At 66.8% G+C, this 18,795-nt stretch carries 21 protein-coding genes; 6 read left to right on the forward strand and 15 right to left on the reverse strand.

The genetic code is table 11. The annotated features are described in order from the left end of the window. Nucleotides 1-53: 53 nt before the first annotated feature. The 4 genes from BRAD285_RS19330 to BRAD285_RS19345 all read right to left on the reverse strand — a co-directional run bounded on the left by BRAD285_RS19330 (nt 54) and on the right by BRAD285_RS19345 (nt 3,791). A complete protein-coding gene (locus BRAD285_RS19330; protein ID WP_006609011.1) occupies nt 54-428 on the reverse strand; it encodes a hypothetical protein in 375 nt (124 codons plus the stop codon). Between the two features lie 224 nt (nt 429-652). Further along, nucleotides 653-1,891: an FAD-binding oxidoreductase gene (locus BRAD285_RS19335; RefSeq protein ID WP_006609012.1), complete on the reverse strand. Its 1,239-nt coding sequence runs from the start codon at nt 1,889-1,891 to the stop codon at nt 653-655. 15 nt (nt 1,892-1,906) lie between these two features. Next, complete coding sequence (locus BRAD285_RS19340; RefSeq protein WP_006609013.1) at nt 1,907-2,257, reverse strand: RidA family protein; 351 nt, start codon at nt 2,255-2,257, stop codon at nt 1,907-1,909. A 37-nt stretch (nt 2,258-2,294) separates the two neighbouring features. After that, entirely contained in the window at nt 2,295-3,791 is a 1,497-nt protein-coding gene (locus BRAD285_RS19345; protein WP_006609014.1) for an amidase, read from the reverse strand. A gap of 210 nt (nt 3,792-4,001) precedes the next feature. On the opposite strand from BRAD285_RS19345, the gene BRAD285_RS19350 reads away from it, so the two are divergent. The 3 genes from BRAD285_RS19350 (at nt 4,002) to BRAD285_RS19360 (ending at nt 5,373) form a co-directional block, all read left to right on the forward strand. After that, entirely contained in the window at nt 4,002-4,670 is a 669-nt protein-coding gene (locus BRAD285_RS19350) for a helix-turn-helix domain-containing protein (protein WP_006609015.1), read from the forward strand. Between the two features lie 81 nt (nt 4,671-4,751). Beyond that, the gene (locus BRAD285_RS36335) at nt 4,752-5,111 is read left to right on the forward strand and encodes a hypothetical protein (RefSeq protein ID WP_244421997.1); all 360 of its coding nucleotides are present in this window, start codon (nt 4,752-4,754) and stop codon (nt 5,109-5,111) included. Between the two features lies 1 nt (nt 5,112). Continuing rightward, nucleotides 5,113-5,373 (forward strand): hypothetical protein, encoded by a 261-nt coding sequence (locus BRAD285_RS19360; protein ID WP_006609017.1) that lies wholly within the window; start codon nt 5,113-5,115, stop codon nt 5,371-5,373. Between the two features lie 100 nt (nt 5,374-5,473). Here BRAD285_RS19360 and BRAD285_RS19365 read toward each other — a convergent pair whose 3' ends face one another. Continuing rightward, nucleotides 5,474-6,436 carry an NAD-dependent epimerase/dehydratase family protein gene (locus tag BRAD285_RS19365; protein ID WP_035644224.1) on the reverse strand — a complete coding sequence of 321 codons (963 nt, stop codon included), beginning with the start codon at nt 6,434-6,436 and terminating at the stop codon, nt 5,474-5,476. Nucleotides 6,437-6,524: 88 nt separating this feature from the next. Here BRAD285_RS19365 and BRAD285_RS19370 point away from each other — a divergent pair, with 88 nt between their 5' ends. Further along, complete coding sequence (locus BRAD285_RS19370) at nt 6,525-7,430, forward strand: LysR family transcriptional regulator (RefSeq protein WP_006609019.1); 906 nt, start codon at nt 6,525-6,527, stop codon at nt 7,428-7,430. Between the two features lie 12 nt (nt 7,431-7,442). On the opposite strand, the gene BRAD285_RS19375 is transcribed toward BRAD285_RS19370, so the two are convergent. The 6 genes from BRAD285_RS19375 to BRAD285_RS19400 all read right to left on the reverse strand — a co-directional run bounded on the left by BRAD285_RS19375 (nt 7,443) and on the right by BRAD285_RS19400 (nt 13,014). After that, nucleotides 7,443-8,039: a hypothetical protein gene (locus BRAD285_RS19375; protein ID WP_006609020.1), complete on the reverse strand. Its 597-nt coding sequence runs from the start codon at nt 8,037-8,039 to the stop codon at nt 7,443-7,445. 78 nt (nt 8,040-8,117) lie between these two features. Continuing rightward, on the reverse strand, nt 8,118-8,462 hold the full coding sequence (locus BRAD285_RS19380) for a Lin0512 family protein (RefSeq protein WP_006609021.1): 345 nt from the start codon (nt 8,460-8,462) through the stop codon (nt 8,118-8,120). Between the two features lie 72 nt (nt 8,463-8,534). Continuing rightward, on the reverse strand, nt 8,535-9,308 hold the full coding sequence (locus tag BRAD285_RS19385; protein WP_244421999.1) for a DeoR/GlpR family DNA-binding transcription regulator: 774 nt from the start codon (nt 9,306-9,308) through the stop codon (nt 8,535-8,537). Then, nucleotides 9,305-10,990 (reverse strand): ABC transporter permease subunit, encoded by a 1,686-nt coding sequence (locus BRAD285_RS19390; RefSeq protein WP_006609023.1) that lies wholly within the window; start codon nt 10,988-10,990, stop codon nt 9,305-9,307. Before BRAD285_RS19390 ends, BRAD285_RS19385 begins: the two co-directional genes overlap by 4 nt. Next, the gene (locus tag BRAD285_RS19395) at nt 10,987-11,994 is read right to left on the reverse strand and encodes an ABC transporter ATP-binding protein (RefSeq protein WP_006609024.1); all 1,008 of its coding nucleotides are present in this window, start codon (nt 11,992-11,994) and stop codon (nt 10,987-10,989) included. Before BRAD285_RS19395 ends, BRAD285_RS19390 begins: the two co-directional genes overlap by 4 nt. 12 nt (nt 11,995-12,006) lie before the next feature. Beyond that, the gene (locus BRAD285_RS19400) at nt 12,007-13,014 is read right to left on the reverse strand and encodes an ABC transporter substrate-binding protein (protein WP_035644278.1); all 1,008 of its coding nucleotides are present in this window, start codon (nt 13,012-13,014) and stop codon (nt 12,007-12,009) included. A gap of 273 nt (nt 13,015-13,287) precedes the next feature. Here BRAD285_RS19400 and BRAD285_RS19405 point away from each other — a divergent pair, with 273 nt between their 5' ends. Then, nucleotides 13,288-14,676 carry an ethanolamine ammonia-lyase subunit EutB gene (locus tag BRAD285_RS19405; protein ID WP_006609026.1) on the forward strand — a complete coding sequence of 463 codons (1,389 nt, stop codon included), beginning with the start codon at nt 13,288-13,290 and terminating at the stop codon, nt 14,674-14,676. Continuing rightward, the gene (gene eutC / locus BRAD285_RS19410; RefSeq protein ID WP_006609027.1) at nt 14,673-15,452 is read left to right on the forward strand and encodes an ethanolamine ammonia-lyase subunit EutC; all 780 of its coding nucleotides are present in this window, start codon (nt 14,673-14,675) and stop codon (nt 15,450-15,452) included. The genes BRAD285_RS19405 and eutC overlap by 4 nt, the downstream gene beginning before the upstream one ends. 1 nt (nt 15,453) lies before the next feature. Here the strand turns inward: eutC and BRAD285_RS19415 are convergent, their stop codons facing one another. Genes BRAD285_RS19415 through BRAD285_RS19430 form a run of 4 tightly spaced genes read right to left on the reverse strand, consistent with a single transcriptional unit; the run spans nt 15,454 to nt 18,791 of the window. After that, nucleotides 15,454-16,173, reverse strand: coding sequence for an ABC transporter ATP-binding protein (locus tag BRAD285_RS19415; RefSeq protein ID WP_083846308.1), 720 nt, complete (start codon nt 16,171-16,173; stop codon nt 15,454-15,456). Continuing rightward, nucleotides 16,166-16,921: an ABC transporter ATP-binding protein gene (locus BRAD285_RS19420; protein ID WP_006609029.1), complete on the reverse strand. Its 756-nt coding sequence runs from the start codon at nt 16,919-16,921 to the stop codon at nt 16,166-16,168. The genes BRAD285_RS19415 and BRAD285_RS19420 overlap by 8 nt, the downstream gene beginning before the upstream one ends. Continuing rightward, nucleotides 16,918-17,919 carry a branched-chain amino acid ABC transporter permease gene (locus BRAD285_RS19425; RefSeq protein WP_006609030.1) on the reverse strand — a complete coding sequence of 334 codons (1,002 nt, stop codon included), beginning with the start codon at nt 17,917-17,919 and terminating at the stop codon, nt 16,918-16,920. The genes BRAD285_RS19420 and BRAD285_RS19425 overlap by 4 nt, the downstream gene beginning before the upstream one ends. Next, on the reverse strand, nt 17,919-18,791 hold the full coding sequence (locus BRAD285_RS19430) for a branched-chain amino acid ABC transporter permease (protein ID WP_006609031.1): 873 nt from the start codon (nt 18,789-18,791) through the stop codon (nt 17,919-17,921). Before BRAD285_RS19430 ends, BRAD285_RS19425 begins: the two co-directional genes overlap by 1 nt. Nucleotides 18,792-18,795 lie beyond the last annotated feature (4 nt).

The raw sequence follows: 18,795 nt of genomic DNA on the forward strand, positions 1-18,795 counted from the left end.
AAGAGCATCGTCGCCGTGCGAAGCGACGGGTCGCTTCGCGCGTGGCGTATGAACTACTTCGTCACAAGCTTGCTGACGCAGAGGATGACGGCCGCGGCCAGGAAGAACAGATCCATATAGGACATCTTCTCGCCGTCTCGCCGCAGCGAGCCGACATCGTTCATCGTCTGCTTGTTGACGACCTGGCCGACGGGGCCGTCGCCCAGCATCCCGGACAGCCGGCGAACGTCGGCCTCGAGCTTCTCGATTCGGCTGTAGAAGTGGAACGAGCGCACCACGGTGAACGAGCGCATGCCGGCGTAGACCAGGATGACGAGCGCGAGCAAGGCGCGGTTCTGATAGTTCTCGATGTAGTTCAGGCTCATGTAGACCGCGCCGAGAAATACGAAATTCGACACGAATCGGTAGGCCAGGCCCGCGAAATTCATCTGCTCCCCCACAGGATGTTCGGATCACCGGTGGACCACAGAACGTGCGACTAGCGCCTCGCCCCCGCGTTCTGCTCCAACCGCGATGACCGTAGGAGCGCGGACTTGCGAATGTATGAAATGCAGATTTCTGCACCGCAGAAACGGGCGTCGTTGGTAAACAAGACGCTGCGTTGAGCCGCCGGCTGCAGCCTGAAATTGCGGGCTGCAGCCGCTTTCGCGGCTTACGCGCCGAAGCGCGCCGGCGCGCAGGCCGCGACGTCGACGCTCGCATCCTCGCCGCTCATCAGCTCGGCGAGGATGCGGCCGGTCGCCGGTCCGAGCGTGAAGCCCTGATGACCGTGCCCAAAATGCAGCCACAGGCCCTTGTGCCGCGCGGCTGGGCCGACGACCGGCAGCATGTCCGGCATGCACGGCCGTGTGCCGATCCACGGCTCGGGCTCGACCGGCTTTCCGAGATCAATCAACTGGCGCGCGGCCGCTTCGGCCTTGCCGAGTTGAACCGGCGTCGGCTTCGCATCCGGCGACGACAGCTCCGCGCCGGTGGTGATGCGCACGCCCTTCGCCATCGGGTTCATCAGATAGCCGAACGCGGCATCGCGCAGCGGCAGGTCGAGCGGCGCGCCGCCTGAGTAGTGCCGGTGATAGCCGCGCTTGCGCACCATCGGAATGTCCATGCCGAAGCGCTTCAGGAACTCCGGCGACCACGGACCGAGCGCGACCACCGCGGCCTCGGCCTCGATGTGGCCCTCCTGCGTCGTCACCGCCCAGCCGCTGCCCTGTTGTGCGAGCGTCGTCGCATCGCCCACCAGCAGCTTGCCGCCACGCTTGACGAACAAGTCGGCATAGGACGTGACGAGACTGCCGGGATCGGACACCGTCCAAGGCTCCTGCCAATGCAGGCCGCCGATGCCGCTATCGGTGAGGCCGGGCTCGGCCTTCGCCAGCTCGCTCGCGCTGAGCAGCTTGAACTTGACGCCGAACGCCTTGCCGACCGCTTCGGCCTCCTTGGCTTCCTTGTCGAACTGCGCCTGCGTCCGGTGCAGCACCCGGAAGCCGTCGCGGCGCACCAGATTGCCGGCGCCGGCGGCCTGGATCAGCGGCTCGTGCTCGGGCGCGGCGCGCGCAATCAGCTGCGCATAGGTCCGCGTCAGCACCTCATGGCGCGCGGGAAACGAATTCCACCAGTAACGCAGCAACGGCTTGACGTGATGCGGCAAGGCCATCAGCCGGTAGTGCACGTCGTTGGTGCGCGCCAGCGCGATATCGAGCACGCCGGCGAGGTCATAGGGCATCGCATACGGCCGGACGGCCTCACTCTGGATGATGCCGGCATTGCCGTAGCTGGTCTCGCGGCCGGGCTCGCGGCGGTCGACCAGCGCCACCGACCAGCCCCTGCTCTGCAGATGCAGCGCCGTGCCGACGCCCACCATGCCGCCTCCGAGAACGATTGCGCTCCGCATCGTCATCACTCCCAATCAGGTCCGCGCCGCCGCGACGACGGTGACCTCTAGCCGAACATCCGCGATCATCTGCGCCTGCACCGTGGTGCGCACCGGCAGCGGATCCTTGAAGTGCTTGCGATAGGCTGCGTTGTATTCGGCAAAGTCCGCCTTGTCGGCGAGATGCACCATGCAGGACACGATATCGTCGAGCGTCAGCCCCTCGCCCGCCAGCGTCTCCGAGATGTGCTTGAACACCAGGTCCGTCTGCGCGGTGATGCCCTCGGGAATGCTGCCGTCATCGGCGACCGGGACCTCGCCCGACAGGAACACCAGTCCGCCGGCGCGGCGCACCAGCGAGAACGGCCATGAGTTTGCGTCGGACATTGTCAGCTCCAGAAGATGTTGGTCATTGCGGCCGGTCCTAGTCCCAGGCCATGAAGCCCGGCGTCTGCGCCAGCGGCGGCAACGCGGCAAGCTTGGCGAGATCGGGCTGCGGTCGCCGCAGCTCGGCATCACCGGCAAACGCCTGCTCCAGCGCCGCGGCCACGCCGAGCACCAGCGCATCGCCGCCGCGCGGACCGATGATCTGCAGGCCGAATGGCAGCCCGTTCTCGTCAACGCCGAGCGGCAGGCTGAGTGCCGGATGTCCCGCCAGCGTCACCGCATAGGCCAGCGCCAGCCAATGGAAGTAGGACTTGGTCGGCACGCCGTCGATCTCCGCCGGATACAGCTCCGACCACGGCCGCGGACTGAGCGTGATGGTCGGGCTGATCAGCACGTCGTGCTTGGCGAAGAAGCTCAGATAGGCGCGATAGATGCGGGTCTGGTTGGCGGCCGCGCGCGAAAAATCCTCAAGGCTGTAGGACAGCCCCTCCTCGACATTGGCACGCACGTTCGGCCCGATCATCTCCGGCCGCTCGCGATAATTCTTGCCGTGCTGCGTCAGGAACAGCGAGGCGCGCAGCACCGCGAAGGTTTCATCCGCGCCGCTGCAATCCGGCGTCGCTTCGGCCGCGTCGGCAAACAGTGGCGCGATGCGCGTCACCCGCGCACGGAAGGCGCGGCGGATCAGTTGCTCGGTCGGCGCAAAGCCAAAATCCTCGGTGAAGGCGAGCTTGAGCCTGCGCAAGTCGACCTGGGGCGGCACGGCCCAGCGCGCGGGCTGCCCGCGCACCGCCTCGCCCGGCAGCGTGTAGGCGAGCGGATCGCGCGCATCGTCGCTCGCCATCACCGACAGCATCAGCGCGGTGTCGGCAACGTTGCGCGCCATCGGCCCGTCGGTCGACAAGCACGACCAGCCATGGGCACGCTTGTCGCTGGCGACGAGTCCATAGGACGGCCTCATGCCGACGATGCCGCAGAAGCCGGCCGGATTGCGCAAGCTGCCGCCGGTGTCCGAGCCCGAGGCGAGCGGCGCCATCCCGCAGGCGAGCGCCGCGGCCGAGCCGCCGGAGGAGCCGGCCGCCGAGCGCAACGTGTCGAACGGATTGCCGGTGGCGCCGAACACGGGATTGCGGGTGTTGCCGCCCGCAGCCCATTCCGGCGTGTTGGTCTTGCCGAAGATCACCGCACCCGCCGCCCGCAGCCGCGCCACCGAGGCCTGGTCGGCCACCGGCACGTTGTCGGCGAGGATCGGGCTGCCATAGGTCGAGCGCATCCCGGCGGTGTCCTGGGTGTCCTTGATCAGCACCGGCAAACCGTGCAGCGGACCCTTGTCCTCGCCCTTGGCGAGCTCAGCCTCGGCGCGCTTGGCGGCTGCCCGGGCGCCGGCCTCATCGAGGGTCACCACGGCATTGACCGCCGAGTTGACCGCCGCGATCCGCTCCAGGCAGGACTCGAGCAGCGCCACAGGCGAGATGGCCTTTGATTTCAGCAGCTTGACCAGCTCGCCGGCAGTCTTGTCGCAAATCGAGTCCACAGGGCTTCTCTTTTCTGTTTCGGAAAACTATTTAGCACATAAGAAATCGAATGCACGACTTAAAAACGCAATGTTCCACCGCGCGTCACGCATGGGCGTGAGCCCCCGGTCCAGCCCATTGATTCACCAACCAGTTTCGCGCGACATTCCCCGACTGCCGGCCGCGCCGCAGACAACCCGATCCGCTAACGGATTTTCCGGAGCCCTGAAGTGACCGACACCGTCGTCAGCGAGACCGCCGCCGAAGGCCCGCATTCCCAGCTCGGCCACTGCCTGAAGGCGGCCCGCCAGGCGCGCGGCCTGACCCTGAAGCAGGTGGCGGAGAAGACCGGCATGGCGCTGTCGACCCTCTCCAAGGTCGAGAACGGCCTGATGTCGCTGACCTACGACAAGCTGCTGCAGCTCACCTCAGGCCTGCAGATGGACATCGCCGAGTTGTTCAGCCCGGCCGCGCCGCGCCCCGAGGCCGGCCGCGCCGTGACCGCCCGCCGCAGCATCAGCCGCGCCGGCCAGGGCCAGGTGGTGAACACCAAGTTCTACACCTACACCTATCAATGCACCGACCTGATCGGCAAACGCATGGTCCCGATGATCACCGAGGTGCGCGCCCGCACATTGGAAGAGTTCGGCCCCCTGCTCCGCCACAGCGGCGAGGAATACTTCCTGGTCACCCGCGGCACCATCGCCGTCCACACCGAGTTCTACGCGCCGGAGATCCTGCACGAAGGCGACGGCATCTATCTCGACAGCACCATGGGCCACGCCTACCTCAACGCGGGTGAAGCGGAGTCCGCGCAGGGCGTCTGTCTGTGCACGAGCGAGCAGGCCGACCTGTTCGAGCAATTGCACCGGATCGCGAAGAAGGATGCGGTGGAGTGAGGGCGTCGACAAATATTGAACCAAAGCGCCCGAGCGATTATGTTGAACAAAGCTGACTTTCGTTCAACAGGTTCAACGCTCATGGCCAAGATGAAAGTTCGGAAGTCGCCGGCTCGCCGGGGCAAGACCAGGGCAAGTGATAAGACGCTGCCGGGCTCCGACATTAAATCCTCAGCCAATCGGGTTGTTGCGGTCGAGACGCGAGTTGACGCTGTCATGCGGGCGGCAGAGCAGTCCGGGCTGCTGAAAGACAAAACCGGCCGCATTGGCGGACGTGTGAGTTCGGAGCTCGTCAGGCAGGCCAAACGTCAAACCGGGATCGAGGCAGATACGGATCTCATCGAGTTTGCGCTTGCGACCATTGCGTTGGAAGACAACTTCGCGACCGTCTTCAAAGAGACCCGCGGCACCGTCGACCCGAAGCTGAAGCTCGGCTTCTGAGGTGGTGGCGTTCGACTTCGATGCGGCTCGGCGCTGGTCGCGCTTTGATCCAGGCAAGACGCTTGCACGACGCCGAGACGAGGAGCTGCCTTTTCTCAGTCCGGACCATATCGCTGGTCAGGGACTGCTGCTCGATACCTGCGTCTATATCGATCAGATGCAGGATCGTTCTCCCGCGATACTGGACGAATTGCTCGCGAGTCGACTGGTCAATCATTGTGCTTTTGCAGCTTGTCCCCGCCGCACGGGCGCTTTTCTATAAGCGACGCGTTCACTAGCACGGATCATTAGTAAACGTCGCCACCGCGTGACGCGCCGTCCGACGGGATGAGCAGCCACGCGCCGGTTGCGGATGTCAGATATCAATCAGAACTTAGCGCCGCCCTCACCGCCTCATCCAGCGGCGTATGCGGCTCCTGCCCGAGCAGTCCGACCAGCCCGCGGTTCTCCAACGCGAGTCCCTGCTTCCACAGCCAGCGCATCTCGATCGCCTCGCGCATGAAGCCGACGAAGGGTGCGGCGAGCCAGAGGATGATCCAGGGGAACGGCTTCACGGGCAGATCGGGCCGGCCGAGGACGCGGCGGACGGCGTCGGTCATGTCGTGGCCCGTCGCATCGTAATGCCCCGCAAAATTCAGCATCGTGTAGTTGGGCAGATCGGCGCGGATGTCGACCAGGCGGGCGAAGGTCTCGGCCAGATCGGGGACGTAGGCCCAGGCGTGGCCGATGCCCGGCCGTGTCAGGCGCTGCACGGATGTCGCGGCCATGCCGCCCTTCGCCAGCACCTGGGCAAACCACGAATTGGTCACGCCGGGACCGAAGAAGTCGCCGGCCCTGATGGCGATGACGCGGACGCCGTGGTCGCGCGCGGCCTGCTCCAGCATCTCCTCCATCTCGAGTCGCACCTGCCCCTTCCGCGTCGTCGGCCGCCGCGGCGTCGTTTCACTGACGACCGAAGGCGATGCTGATGAGTAGACGTAGACGTTGCCCGGAAACAGGATCGTCGCGCCGACCGCCTTGGCGGCTGCGATGGTGTTAGCGAGCATCGGCAGCGCATCCTCGCGCCAGCGCGCATAGCGCGGCGGATTGACGCCGTGCACGATCAGGCTGGCGCCCTCGGCAGCCGCGCGCACGGAGGCCGCATCGCGCGCATCGCCGTCGCGCCAGTCGACCGGGAAAGCAAAGGACGGCCGCTCGGCCGGCCGCCGGCGCGTCAGCGCACGGAGGGTGAAGCCGCGCTGGGCCAGCGCCTTGGCAATGGCGCCGCCGATGGCGCCGGTCAGGCCGAGGATCAAGGCGGTCGGGACGGTGGTGTCGTGGGACATGGGTCGATCTCCTGCTGTCCCAGCTATTTGGCCCGATGGCATCAAAACGAAAATTGCCAATCATTCTTGAGATGCTATACATTTTCGTATGATAGAGCCTTCGGACTGGAGCCTGCTGCGTTCGTTCCTCGCCGTCGTCAGGCGGGGCAGCCTGTCCGCGGCGGCGCGCGCGACCGGGCTGACGCAGCCGACCATCGGCCGGCACATCGACGAGCTGGAAGCCGGCCTCGGCGTCGCCCTGTTCACCCGCTCCCAGGCCGGCCTGCTGCCGACCGAAGCGGCGGCGGCGCTGGTGCCGCATGCCGAGGCGATGGAGGCGGCGTTCGCCGCATTGGTGCGCGCGGCCAGGACCGGCGGCGATGCAGGGCAGCCGCGCGGCGTGGTCCGGATCTCGGCGAGCGAGATCGTCGGCACCTTCGTGCTGCCGCCGATCCTCGCCGGCATCCGCAGGCGCTATCCGGAGATCGTCATCGAGCTCGTGCTGAACAACCGCACCGACGATCTGCTCAGGCGCGACGCCGACATCGCGGTGCGGATGATCCGGCCGAAGCAGGACGGCCTTGTTGCACGGCGGCTCGGCCGCATCCCACTCGGCCTCTACGCCCACCGCGACTACATCGCGCGCTTCGGCCTGCCCGACACGATCGAGGCGCTCAAGGTGCATCAAATCATCGGCTTCGACCGCGACGATCATTCGGCGCGCTCGGTCGCCAGCGCACAGCTGCCGCTCTCGCGCGAGCTCTTCTCCTATCGCACCGATTCCGACGTCGCCCAGGTCACCGCGATCGAAGCCGGCCTGGGAATCGGCGGCATGCAGACGGCGATGGCCCGCCGCAATCCGGCGCTGGTCCCGGTGCTCGCCGACCAGATCGCCTTCGAGCTCGAGTGCTGGCTCGCCGTGCACGAGGACCAGAAGGACGCCCCGCCGATCCGCGCGCTGTTCGACGGGCTGGCGGAGGGACTGGCGCGGTGGGTCAGCGAGGGCAGCCGCTGACGGAGCAGAGCCTCAATCGGGATCTTGCTGCGGTCCCGGCAGATCGAGCGCCGAGCGCAAGCGGCCCTGCCCCCGCCGATACAAGGTGGCGTAGCTCGCGGCCGCCAACAGGTCGGGATAGGGCTCGAAGCCGTCGACGACCTTGTTGAAGGGGATCTGGCCGCAGCCCGGCACGTCGCATTTCGGCTTGCCCTTCGGGCAGGTGTTGTAATTGCAGAGCCGGCCGAGATAGCGATCGGTCCCGGGCTCGATCAGAAAGATCTCGACCTGGTGATTGGCGGTGCTTGGCCCGTGGCCGGCCTTGTAGGCATTGAGCAGCGCGGCATCCCGCGCGCGGCGGATCGCGTCGAGCCGATGCTGCGACCTGATCCAGACCGCGAGGTCGAGATCCCCGCACTCGTGCCAGACCTCGATGCCGGCGCGGCGATACGCGCGAAAGCGCGGCACCTCCTTCCACAGCGGCTTGGCGACCGAGCCGATCACCGCGATCGCTTCGATTTCCTCGAACGCGGCCAGCGCATCCGTCACGATGTCCGCGGCCCTGCGGAAGTCGTGCTGCTGACGCAGCAGGTAATCATTCTGCTGTTTGATCTCGGTGCGTGATACCATGGTTGTCCAAGTCGATTTTGCGAGCCGTCTGCGCTCGGCTCCGCCGCAGCTGACGGGTCAAGCGGATCATGGGCCTGCTCACTTGCCGTCGTCGAGATGCACCAGCACTGCGGCATTGGCGATGATGATCGCATCGCTGCCGGCCTCGGCCGGAATCTCCAGCCCGCCCTTCACGGCGGTGACCGTCACCGTGCCATAGGGCAGCTCCTTGGCGACCGCGTCGGTGTCGACCGCCTCCGGATTGGGAACCGCGACGGTGACGTCGACCAGCATGTCCTGCGGCGTCTTGCCGACCATGCGGAAAAAGCCGAGGCTGGAATGGCGGATCGCATCCGACACCGCGCGCTTGGCAGCCTTGGTAGCGTCGCGGCCATGGACGTCGACGCCCATGCCCATCTCGGTGATACAGCGAATGCGCGCCATGGCGGTGTTCCCTTGAAATTGCGTTTGCTTGGCGCGCGACCTTAGCGCCGTGCCCGCGAAGCGCAACCGACCTCAGGCGATCACGACCTCGCCGACGACGCCGCGCAACGCGCCGAGCGCGGGCTGGTCGGCGGCGCGCGCATCTGTGACCAGACTGTCGATGCGGTCCGGCGCGCAATAGGCAACGCGACTGGTCTGGCCGATCTTGCTGTGGTCGGCGAGAATCACCACGCGCTTGGCGGCGGCCGTCATTGCGCGTGCGACGTTCGCCTCCTCGATGTCGAAGCTGGTCGCGCCGTAGCGGTGATCGACGCCGACCGGCGACAGCAGCGCGACATCGGCCTGCCAGCGCTGGATCTCCGCCACGGTGGTCGAACCGAAAGTCGCCGGCAAGGTGCTGCCGAGTTCGCCGCCGAGCACGATGACGCGGTTGCTGCGCTCACCGGGAGCTCCGCCGATAATGGTCGCGACCTCGAACGAGTTGGTGACGATCGTAAGACCCGACAACGTCGCAAGCTCGCGGGCGAGGATCGAGACCGTCGAGCCGACGTCGAGGAACAGCGTCTGGCCGGGACTGACCATGCGCGCCGCAGCCTGCGCGATGCGCGTCTTCTCGGCGAGACGCACGCGGGCGCGCACCGTGATCGGCGGCTCGGCCTCCGGCGCGATCGCGGCGACGCCGCCATGGACGCGGCGCAGCTCGCCGCGCGCCTCCAGCGCCAGCACGTCGCGGCGCACGGTTTCGCGGGAGACGCCGAGGTCGGTGGCGATGCGGTCCGTCGTCGCGCGGCCGACGGTGGCAAGCAGTGCGCGGATGCGCTGGTGGCGGTCTTCCTGCAGCATCATCGGCGCCCGCCGCGCGCCAGCCATCTCAGCGCCAGCTGCGTGACAAGTGCCGACGCGCAGACCACCGCCATGATGCAGGTCGAGAATGCCGCGGCCTGCGAGACGAAGCCGGCCTCGTCGAGCCGCATCACCGAGACGGCGGCCATGCCGAGTGATGGCGTGACCAGGAAGATGACGGCCGACAACGTCACCATCGATCGCATGAACAGGAAGAAGAACACCGAGACCAAGATGGGCGACATCACGGGAATGATGACATTGGCGAGCACTTGCGCAGCGCCGCTGCCGAGGCAGGTCGCGGCTTCCTCCAGCGCCGGCGGCACCGCGCGCATGCCGGTCACCATCGTGAGAAAGCCCTGGGTGTGGTAGTGATAGAAGTTGCAGAGAGCGAGCAGCAAGGTCGAGCCGTACAGCACCGAGAGCGGCGATCCCGCGATGTTGAAGGCGAAGATGTAGGACAGGCCGAGCACGAGGCCGGGCACGCCGACCGGCATGACCGCAACGAGATAAACGATCTTGGCAGGCCATGACGGCAGTCGGCGGATGCCATAGACCAAAGCGAACAGCAACAACGTGCCGAGGCCGGCGGCGATCACCGAGACCAGCAGCGAGGTCCACAGCGGCGCGTAGCCGCCGCTCAAGGTGATGTCGTAGTGCTTCAGCGTGAAGGTCAGCCGGTAGGGCCACAGCCGCATGAAGCTTGCATAGATCACGACACCGATGACGGCGAGCACGGAGAGCGTCGCAAGGCCGCTGACGATCGCGAGCGTCACGTCCCGCGCCGGTACGAAGCTCGTCTGCGGCGGCACGGCGCCCTCGGATCCACCGCCGAACTGGCGCTGCGCGGCCACGCGCTCGATGTAGACGGCGAGCCCCGTCGGCGCGAGCAGGAGCAGACCGACGACGGCACCGATGCCGAACTTCATCTGTCCCGTGACCTGGTTGTAGATCTCGGTCGCCAGCACCGCATAGTCGCCGCCGATGACGGCGGCATTGCCGAAATCGGTGATGGTGACCGTGAAGACGACGAAGCCCGCGCTCAGCAGGCCGAACTTCACGTTCGGCAGGGTGATGTCGAAAAACTGCCGCCACCGCCCCGCCCCCATCACCTCGGCGGCGTCGTAGTAGCGCGCATCGGCATGGGCGAGCGCAGCTTTCAGGATCAGCACCGCCTGCGGAAGGGCGTAGAGCACGTCGGCGATCAGCAGGCCCGGGAAGCCGTAGATATCGATGCGCTTGCCGAGCATGCCGCTGATCAGGCCGTTGCGCCCGAGCAGGAAGATCAGCCCGAGCCCGAGCACCAGCGACGGCGCCAGCATCGGCAGCGCCAGCACCGCGGAGATGAGGCGCGCGCCGGGCACGCGGGTCCGGGTCATCGTGTAGGCGAGCACGAAGCCGAGGATGAGGCAGACGGCGGTCGTGGCGAGCCCGAGCATCAGGCTGTTCAAAGTGGCCTTGACGATGCCGGGCGTGCGCAGAAGTGCGAGATAGTTGGCAAAGCCGATGCTGCCGTCGTCGGCGACGAGGCTGCGCCACAGCATCATCGCCAGCGGGAAGAGGAAGAAGATGAGCAGCGCAACACATGGCAGCGCGATGGCGACAGCGATCAGCGGCCGGTCATTGCCGGTGCGCCGCAGACGGAAGCCGGTGCGCTCGGCGACCTCGACCGCGGCAATGCTCACGCGCGCACCCAGCCGCAGCCGGAGACATCGGCGGAGACGGCCACAGCGGCTCCGGGCGCGACTCCGTCGATCGCGCTGGTCTGCACCAGCAGCTCGCGGCCCTTCCAAGCCACGCGGGTGCGGCTGATGTTGCCGAGGAAGCTGATGTCGACCACCCTCGCCTCGCCGGACGCAAGGGGCTGAAGCCGCACCTGCTCGGGACGAAGGCAGGCGAGGAAATCAGCATCGGCGCCGTCGGGGCGAGAGGCCAGCAATGCCGGCAGCGCGTCACGCACCCAGTCGGTCGGCAGCAGGTTGCTGCTGCCCATGAAGTCAGCGACGAACTTCGTCGCCGGACGCAGATAAAGCTCCTGCGGAGTGCCGACCTGCTCGATACGGCCGCCATTCATGCAGACGATCCGGTCGGACAGCATCATCGCCTCCTCCTGGTCGTGCGTGACCATGATGGTGGGGATGCCGAGCCGGCGCTGCAGCTCGCGGATTTCGACGCGCAGATCGGCGCGCACCTTGGCGTCGAGCGCAGAAAGAGGCTCATCGAGCAGGATCAGCCGCGGATCGACCGCCACCGCGCGCGCAAGCGCGACGCGCTGCTGCTGGCCGCCGGACAACTGATAAGGCAACCGGTCGGCCAGATGCGGCAGCTTGATCAGCTCCAGCAGTTCGGCCACGCGCGCGGCGATCCTGCTACGCTCGACTTTGCGGATACGCATGCCGTAGCCGATGTTCTCGGCCACCGTCATGTTGGGAAACAACGAGTAGGACTGGAACACGATGCCGAAGCCGCGCTCGCGCGCCGGCACCGCGCTGAGGTCCTTTCCGTCGAGCAGCAGCCGGCCCGAGTCCTGCGTCAGCAGCCCGGCGATGATCCGCAGCAAGGTGGTCTTGCCGCAGCCGCTCGGCCCGAGCAGGCAGACGAACTCGCTACCCTCGACCTTCAGCGAGATGCGGTCGAGGGCTGTGAAATCGTCGAACGTCTTGTGCAGCCGGTCGAGCTCGAGCGTCATGATCCGCTCCGCTCAGCGGCCGATGCTGGTCTGCCAGGTCTTCAGGATGCCGTCGCGCTCTTTGGCGGAGCGGGCGAAGTCGATCGGATACACCGCCTTGGCGACATCTGCAGGAAAGCCCGCGGCCTGCGCGGCCTTCGACGGCGGCGTGCCCGAGATGGTGACGAGCTCCTTGTAGCTGGTGTAGAGCGCGGCGGCTTCCGGCGACAAGGTCCAGTCGAGGAAGCGCTTGGCGTCGGCCTTGTTCTTGGCGGCCTTCATCAGCCCGGAGGCCTCGAGCTCATAACCTGCGCCGTCGGTCGGGATCACCATCTTGATCGGAAAACCCTCCTCGATCGACTTGATCGCGGCGAACGCCAGCGAGCCGCCGATCGCGAACTCGCCGCCGCGCGCCGCCTTGCACGGCCGCGAGCCGGACTTGATGTATTGGGCGACGTTGCCGTCGAGGGCTTTCAGGAACTGCCAGCCCTTCTCCTCCCCCTGTGACTGCAGGATGCCGGCGACCTGCATGTAGCCGGTGCCGGACGAGACCGGGTTCGGCAGCACCACCTCGCCCTTGTAGACGGGGTTGGTGAGATCCTTCCACGAGGTCGGCATCGGCAGGTTCTTCGCCTTGAGCACCTCGGTGTTGACGCAGAACGCGGTGACATAACCGGTCGCGGCGAACCAGCTCGCATCAGCACCCTTGGCGGAGGCCGGCAGCTTGTCGGCGCCCTTGACCTCATAGGGTTCGAGCAGCGCGGTGATGCGCGGATCGAGCATGTTGGTGACCGCCCAGCCCCAGATCACGTCATGCTGCGGATTGCCCGCCTCGGCGATGATGCGGGCGCCGAGATCGCCGGTGGAGAGCCGGAGCACCTTGAGGTCGACATCGGGCAGCGCTGTCTTGGCCGCCTTCACATAGTCGGCGATCTCGTCCTCTTCGAGAGCCGTATAGACCGTCACCGTACCAGCCTGCGCAACTGCGCCGAGCATGAGCAGAGCAAGACTCGCGGAGACGCCCTTCAACAACTGCAACATCGTCGTGCCCCTCATGTGCTGCGGCGGGCGCATTCCCGCCCGATCGTCTGTGGATTTGAGTGATTATTTGCAAATTTGTGGAACCACGTCTACGCTGATTGCGCATATGTCGTGCAAATCAGCAATTGCCCACGTTAAAGGCACCTCCCGTTGGGCAGGCGCTCTCTCTTCCCGCGCACGCCGTTTGCAGGTGGATGGCGGGCACGTGGTTTGCGACGACGACATTTGCCGCTGATATTGACCTGACGGCGTGAGGACACAGGGCGGAGACAGATGGGCTTTTCACACACGCTGGGCAGCACGACTTATCGTTTCGACGACCTCCGAACACTGCTCGCGAAGGCAACCCCGTTACGATCAGGCGACGTGCTCGCCGGGCTCGCTGCGCAGGATGCGGCCGAGCGCGTGGCGGCTCGCATGGCACTCGCCGATCTGCCCTTGCGCCACTTCCTCAACGAGGCCGTCGTTCCCTATGAGAGCGACGAGGTCACGCGGTTGATCGTCGACCAGCATGACAACGCCGCCTTCGCTGCCATCGCGAGCCTGACGGTCGGCGGCTTGCGCGAATGGCTGCTGTCGGATGCGACCGACGCGACGACGCTTGCGGCGGTGTCGCGCGGGCTGACGCCGGAGATGGTCGCCGCCGTCAGCAAGATCATGCGGCTGCAGGATCTCGTCACGGTCTCAGCCAAATGCGAGGTCGTGACCCGCTTCCGCTGCACCATCGGCCTGCCCGGGCGGATGTCGACACGGCTGCAGCCCAATCATCCGCTCGACGATCCCAAGGGCGTCGCGGCCTCCATCCTGGACGGGCTGATGTATGGCGTCGGCGACGCCACGATCGGCATCAATCCCGCCAGCGACGATGTCGAGACCATGATGCGGCTGCTCGACATGATCGAGACGCTGCGGCTCGCGTCGAACGCGCCGATCCAGTCCTGCGTGCTCGCGCATGTCACGACGGCGCTGAAGGCCATCGAGCGCCGCGCGCCGGTCGACCTGGTGTTCCAGTCGCTCGCCGGCACCGAGGAAGCCAATCGCGGCTTCGGCATCACGCTTTCGCTGCTCGATGAAGCCTACGCCGCCGCGCAAAGCCTGCAGCGCTGCCCCGTCGGTGGCAATGTGATGTATTTCGAAACCGGCCAAGGCAGCGAGCTGTCATCATCGGGCCATTGCGGCGTCGATCAGCAGACCCTTGAAGCCCGCTGCTACGCTGTCGCGGGGCGCTACCGGCCGCTGCTGGTCAACACCGTCGTCGGCTTCATCGGCCCCGAATATCTCTACGACGGCAAGCAGATCCTGCGCGCGGGGCTAGAGGATCATTTCTGCGGCAAGCTGCTGGGACTGCCGATGGGCTGCGACGTCTGCTACACCAACCACGCCGAGGCCGACCAGGACGACATGGACGCGCTGCTGACGCTGCTGGGCGTCGCCGGCTGCACCTACATCATGGGCGTGCCCGGCGCCGACGACATCATGCTGAACTATCAGAGCACGTCGTTCCATGATGCACTGTATGTCCGCAAGGTGCTGGGCAAGCGCGCCGCGCCGGAGTTCGAGGCATGGCTGGCGGCCACCGGCATCAGTGACGCACAGGGCGAGCTGCGCTTCGAACCGGCGCGGCTGATGCCGGCGCTGCCGTTGCTGGAGGCCGAGCGATGAGCGGCGCAGATGACAAGATGCTCGCAACCTCGTCGGCCGATGACTGGACCTGGCTGTCGCGCTACACCGAAGCGCGCATCGCGCTCGGGCGCTGCGGTCCCGGCCTGCCGACATCGGCGCATCTCGCCTTCCAGGCCGCGCATGCCGAGGCGCGCGATGCCGTGCTCAAGCCGTTCGATGCGGAGCAGTTGGCAACTGACATCGGCGCGCGCGGCTGGCCGGCGCTCGCCGTGCACAGCCGCGCCCCGGATCGCGCCACCTATCTGCAGCGCCCCGACGAAGGCCGCCTGCTCTCCCCCGAGTCTGAGGCGCTGCTGTCGGAGCCGCGCGCGCCGGCCGATATCGTGCTGGTGGTGGCCGACGGCCTGAGCAGCCGCGCGGTGCAGGTCAACGCCCTGCCCGTGCTCGATGCGCTGATGCCGCTGCTCGCGGGGGCCGGCCGGCGGCTGTCGCCGGTGATCGTGGCGTCGCAAGGCCGCGTCGCGCTCGCCGATCACGTCGGCGAGCTGTTCGGCGCATCGGCCTCGATCATCCTGATCGGCGAGCGCCCGGGCCTCAGCGCCGCGGATTCCCTCGGGCTCTATCTCACCTGGATGCCCCGCCGCGGCCGCGTCGATTCCGAGCGCAACTGCATCTCCAACGTCCGGAACGGCGGACTCGCGCCCGCGGACGCTGCGAAGCAGGCCGCGGAGCTGGTGGAGCGCATGTTCCGGCATCAGGCCGCCGGCGTCAGCCTCGCCCGGCTGCCGCAACTGCCCGCGCCAGAGGAGCGATAGCTCACACCGCGCAGTAACGGTCCTGAATGTCCTTGTCGGCGAGCAGCGCGGCCGCACTGCTCTCATGCACGACCTCGCCCTGGTCGATGATGACGGCACGATCGGCCAGCCGCAGCGCCCATTCGACGTTCTGCTCGACAAGCAGCAGGGTCTTGCCCTGGTCACGCAGCCGACGGAACAGCACGCCCATCTCCTCGACCAGCACCGGCATGATGCCTTCGGAGGGCTCGTCGAGCAGCACCATGCGCGGCCGCGCGATCAGGGCGCGCGCGATCGCCAGCATCTGCTGCTCGCCGCCGGACAGCGTGACGCCCTCCTGGTCGAGCCGCTCGCGCAGGCGCGGAAAGGTCTCGGAGATTTCGGCGATCGCCGCGCGTTCGTCGATGTCGGCTTTCGCAGCAACGAGGCCGAGCCGCAGATTTTCGCGCACCGACAGCCCGGGCACGATGCGCCGCTCCTCCGGCACGTAAGCGAGGCCGAGATGGAAGCGCCGATGAGCAGCAAGCGGCAGCAGGTCCTGGCCGGCGAAGCGCACGCGGCCCTCGGCCCTTGGCATCAGCCCCATCACCGTGCGCAAGGTCGTGGTCTTGCCGGCGCCGTTGCGGCCGACCAGCGCGACCACCTCGCCCTCGTTCACGCGCAGTGAGATGCCGTGCAGGACGTGGCTGGCGCCGTACCAGGCCTGGACACGATCGAGCTCGAGCAATGCGGTCTCAGCCATAGCCTTCACTCTGTCCCAGATAGACCCGGCGCACATCCGGATTGCTGCGGATGTCCTCGGGCTTGCCGTCGGCGAGCAGCCGGCCGTGATGCAGCACGATCACGCGCTGGCTCAGGCCGAGCACCATCTTCATCTTGTGCTCGACCAGCAGAACCGTGCGCTTCTCGGCCAGCCGCTCGAGCAGCGCCACCATCTCCTTGGTCTCTTCCGGCCCCATGCCGGCGGTCGGCTCGTCGAGCAGCAACAGCTCCGGCTCGGACACCAGCGCGATCGCGATCTCCAGCGCGCGCTGCTGGCCATGCGCGAGGTACTTCGCCTGCTCGGCTCGCTTGCCGATCAGGCCCACCGCCGTCAGCGCCGCATCGGCGCGCCCGCTCAGCTCGACGAGGTCAGCCCGCCTGCGCCAGATGTCGTAGCTCACGTGCATCGCCTGTGCAGCGACCCGGACGTTCTCGTGCACCGACAGGTCCGGAAAGATGTTGGTGATCTGGTAGGAGCGCGAGATGCCCTGGTGCACGAAGCGGTGCTGCGGCAATCCGTTCAGCTCGCGCCCCTTGAACCTCAACGTGCCCATGCTCGGCGACAGCGTGCCGGAGAGGATATTGAAGAACGTGCTCTTGCCGGCGCCGTTCGGCCCGATGATCGAGGTCAGCTCGCCCTTGGCGAACGACACCGAGATGCCCTCCAGCGCGGTGAAGCCGCCGAAGCGGCGGCCGATGCCCTCGGCCTGTAGCAGCGCGGTACTCATCGCCGCTCCCTCGCAAACGGCAGGACATCGAGCAGCGTGCCCCAGATGCCCTTCGGCAGGAACAGCACGAACACGACGAAGATGGCGCCGACCACGATCTGCCAATGCGGCGTCCACAGCGACACGACATCCTCCAGGATCAGGAAGGTCGCCGCCCCGATGAACGGACCGAAGAAGCTGCGGGCGCCGCCGAGCAGCACCATCATCACGATCATGCCGGAGGTCTGGTAATGCAGAATATCCAGCGGGACGATCGACAGATGCAGCGCCGACATGCAGCCGCCGATCGCCGAGATCGCACCCGACAGCATGAACACGATCAGCTTGCAGCGCTCGACATCGTAGCCGCAGGCCCGCGCCCGCTGCTCGTTCTCCCGGATCGCCTCGATGACGGCGCCGAACGGCGAGTTGAGGATGCGCGACTGCACCCAGAGCGCCAGCGCCGCGAACACCATCAGGACGTAATATTTGTTGACCGGGTCGAGGAAGTTGACCTGCCAGCCGAGCAGGTTGATGCGGTCGACGATGAAGCCGCGCAGGCCGTTCTCGCCGCCGGTGAAGGACGAGGCCTGCAACGCGACGTAATAGACGAGCTGCGCCAGCGCGAGCGTGACCATCGAGAAGTAGATGCCGCGGGTGCGCGTGGAGATCGTTCCGATCAGCGCAGCGAGCGCGGTGCTCGCCATGATCGCGAGCGGCACGGCGGCAAACCACGGCAATCCAAAGCGGCCGATGGCGATGCCGGTCAGATACGCGCCGGTGCCGAAGAAGGCGGCGTGGCCGAACGACAGCAGCCCGGTGTAGCCGAACAGGAGATTGTAGCCCATCACCACGACGCCGTAGATCAGGACGTTGACGGCGAGCGCCTTCGACGGCAGCAGCCAGGGCAGCAAAGCGAGCGCTGCGAGCGAGACCAGCACGCGGTGATCGGACAGGACCGCGAACAGGCGCCGGCTCTGGGACAGCGAAGGGGCCTCGCCGGTCGACTCCACCGTCATCACGCCCTCCCCTTCAGGCCGAACAGGCCCTGCGGCCGGACCAGCAGCACGGCGGCCATCAGCGCGAACATCACGATCGTCGCCATCTCAGGCGCGAACAGCGCCACCATGCTGATGCAGATGCCGACCATCAGCCCGGCGACGACGGCGCCGATGATCGAGCCGAGACCGCCGATCACGGTGACGACGAAGGCCTCCGCCAGCACCAGCGTTCCCATCTCGGGGTTCACGCTTCGCATCGGCCCCGCCAGCACGCCGCCAAGTGCGGCAAGCCCGACGCCGAGGCCGAAGATCGCCAGCCACACCTTGCCGATATCGACGCCGAGCACGCGCATGATCTGGGGATCGCGCGCACCGGCGCGGACGATCAGGCCGACGCGGGTCCTCTCCAGCATCAGCCAGAGCACCAGCAGCACGATCGCCACCAGCGCGATCACGAACAGACGATATTTGGGAAAGAAGCCAACACCGAGATCGACGACGCCGATCAGCTGCGACGGCGTCGGAAACGGAATGCCGTCGCTGCCGAACACGATGCGCACGCCCTCGACCAGGATGTAGCTGAGGCCGAAGGTGAGCAGCAGGGGATCATCGATCGACCGCCCATACAGGCGACGGACGAGGACGAACTCGATCAGCATGCCGAACACGCCGACCAGAATGGGAGCGAGCAACAGCCCCCACCAGAAGCTGCCGGTCAGCGATGCCAGGTACAGCCCGGCATAGGCGCCGATCATGAACAGCGCGCCATGGGCGAAATTGACCACGCCGAGCATGCCGAACACGATGGTGAGGCCGAGCGCCGTGATCACCAGCACCGCCCCGAGGGCGATGCCGGAAAACAGCTGCATGATGATCAGCGAGAGGTCCATGCCG

Origin of the sequence: Bradyrhizobium sp. ORS 285 (assembly GCF_900176205.1) — a bacterium.
GTDB lineage: Bacteria > Pseudomonadota > Alphaproteobacteria > Rhizobiales > Xanthobacteraceae > Bradyrhizobium.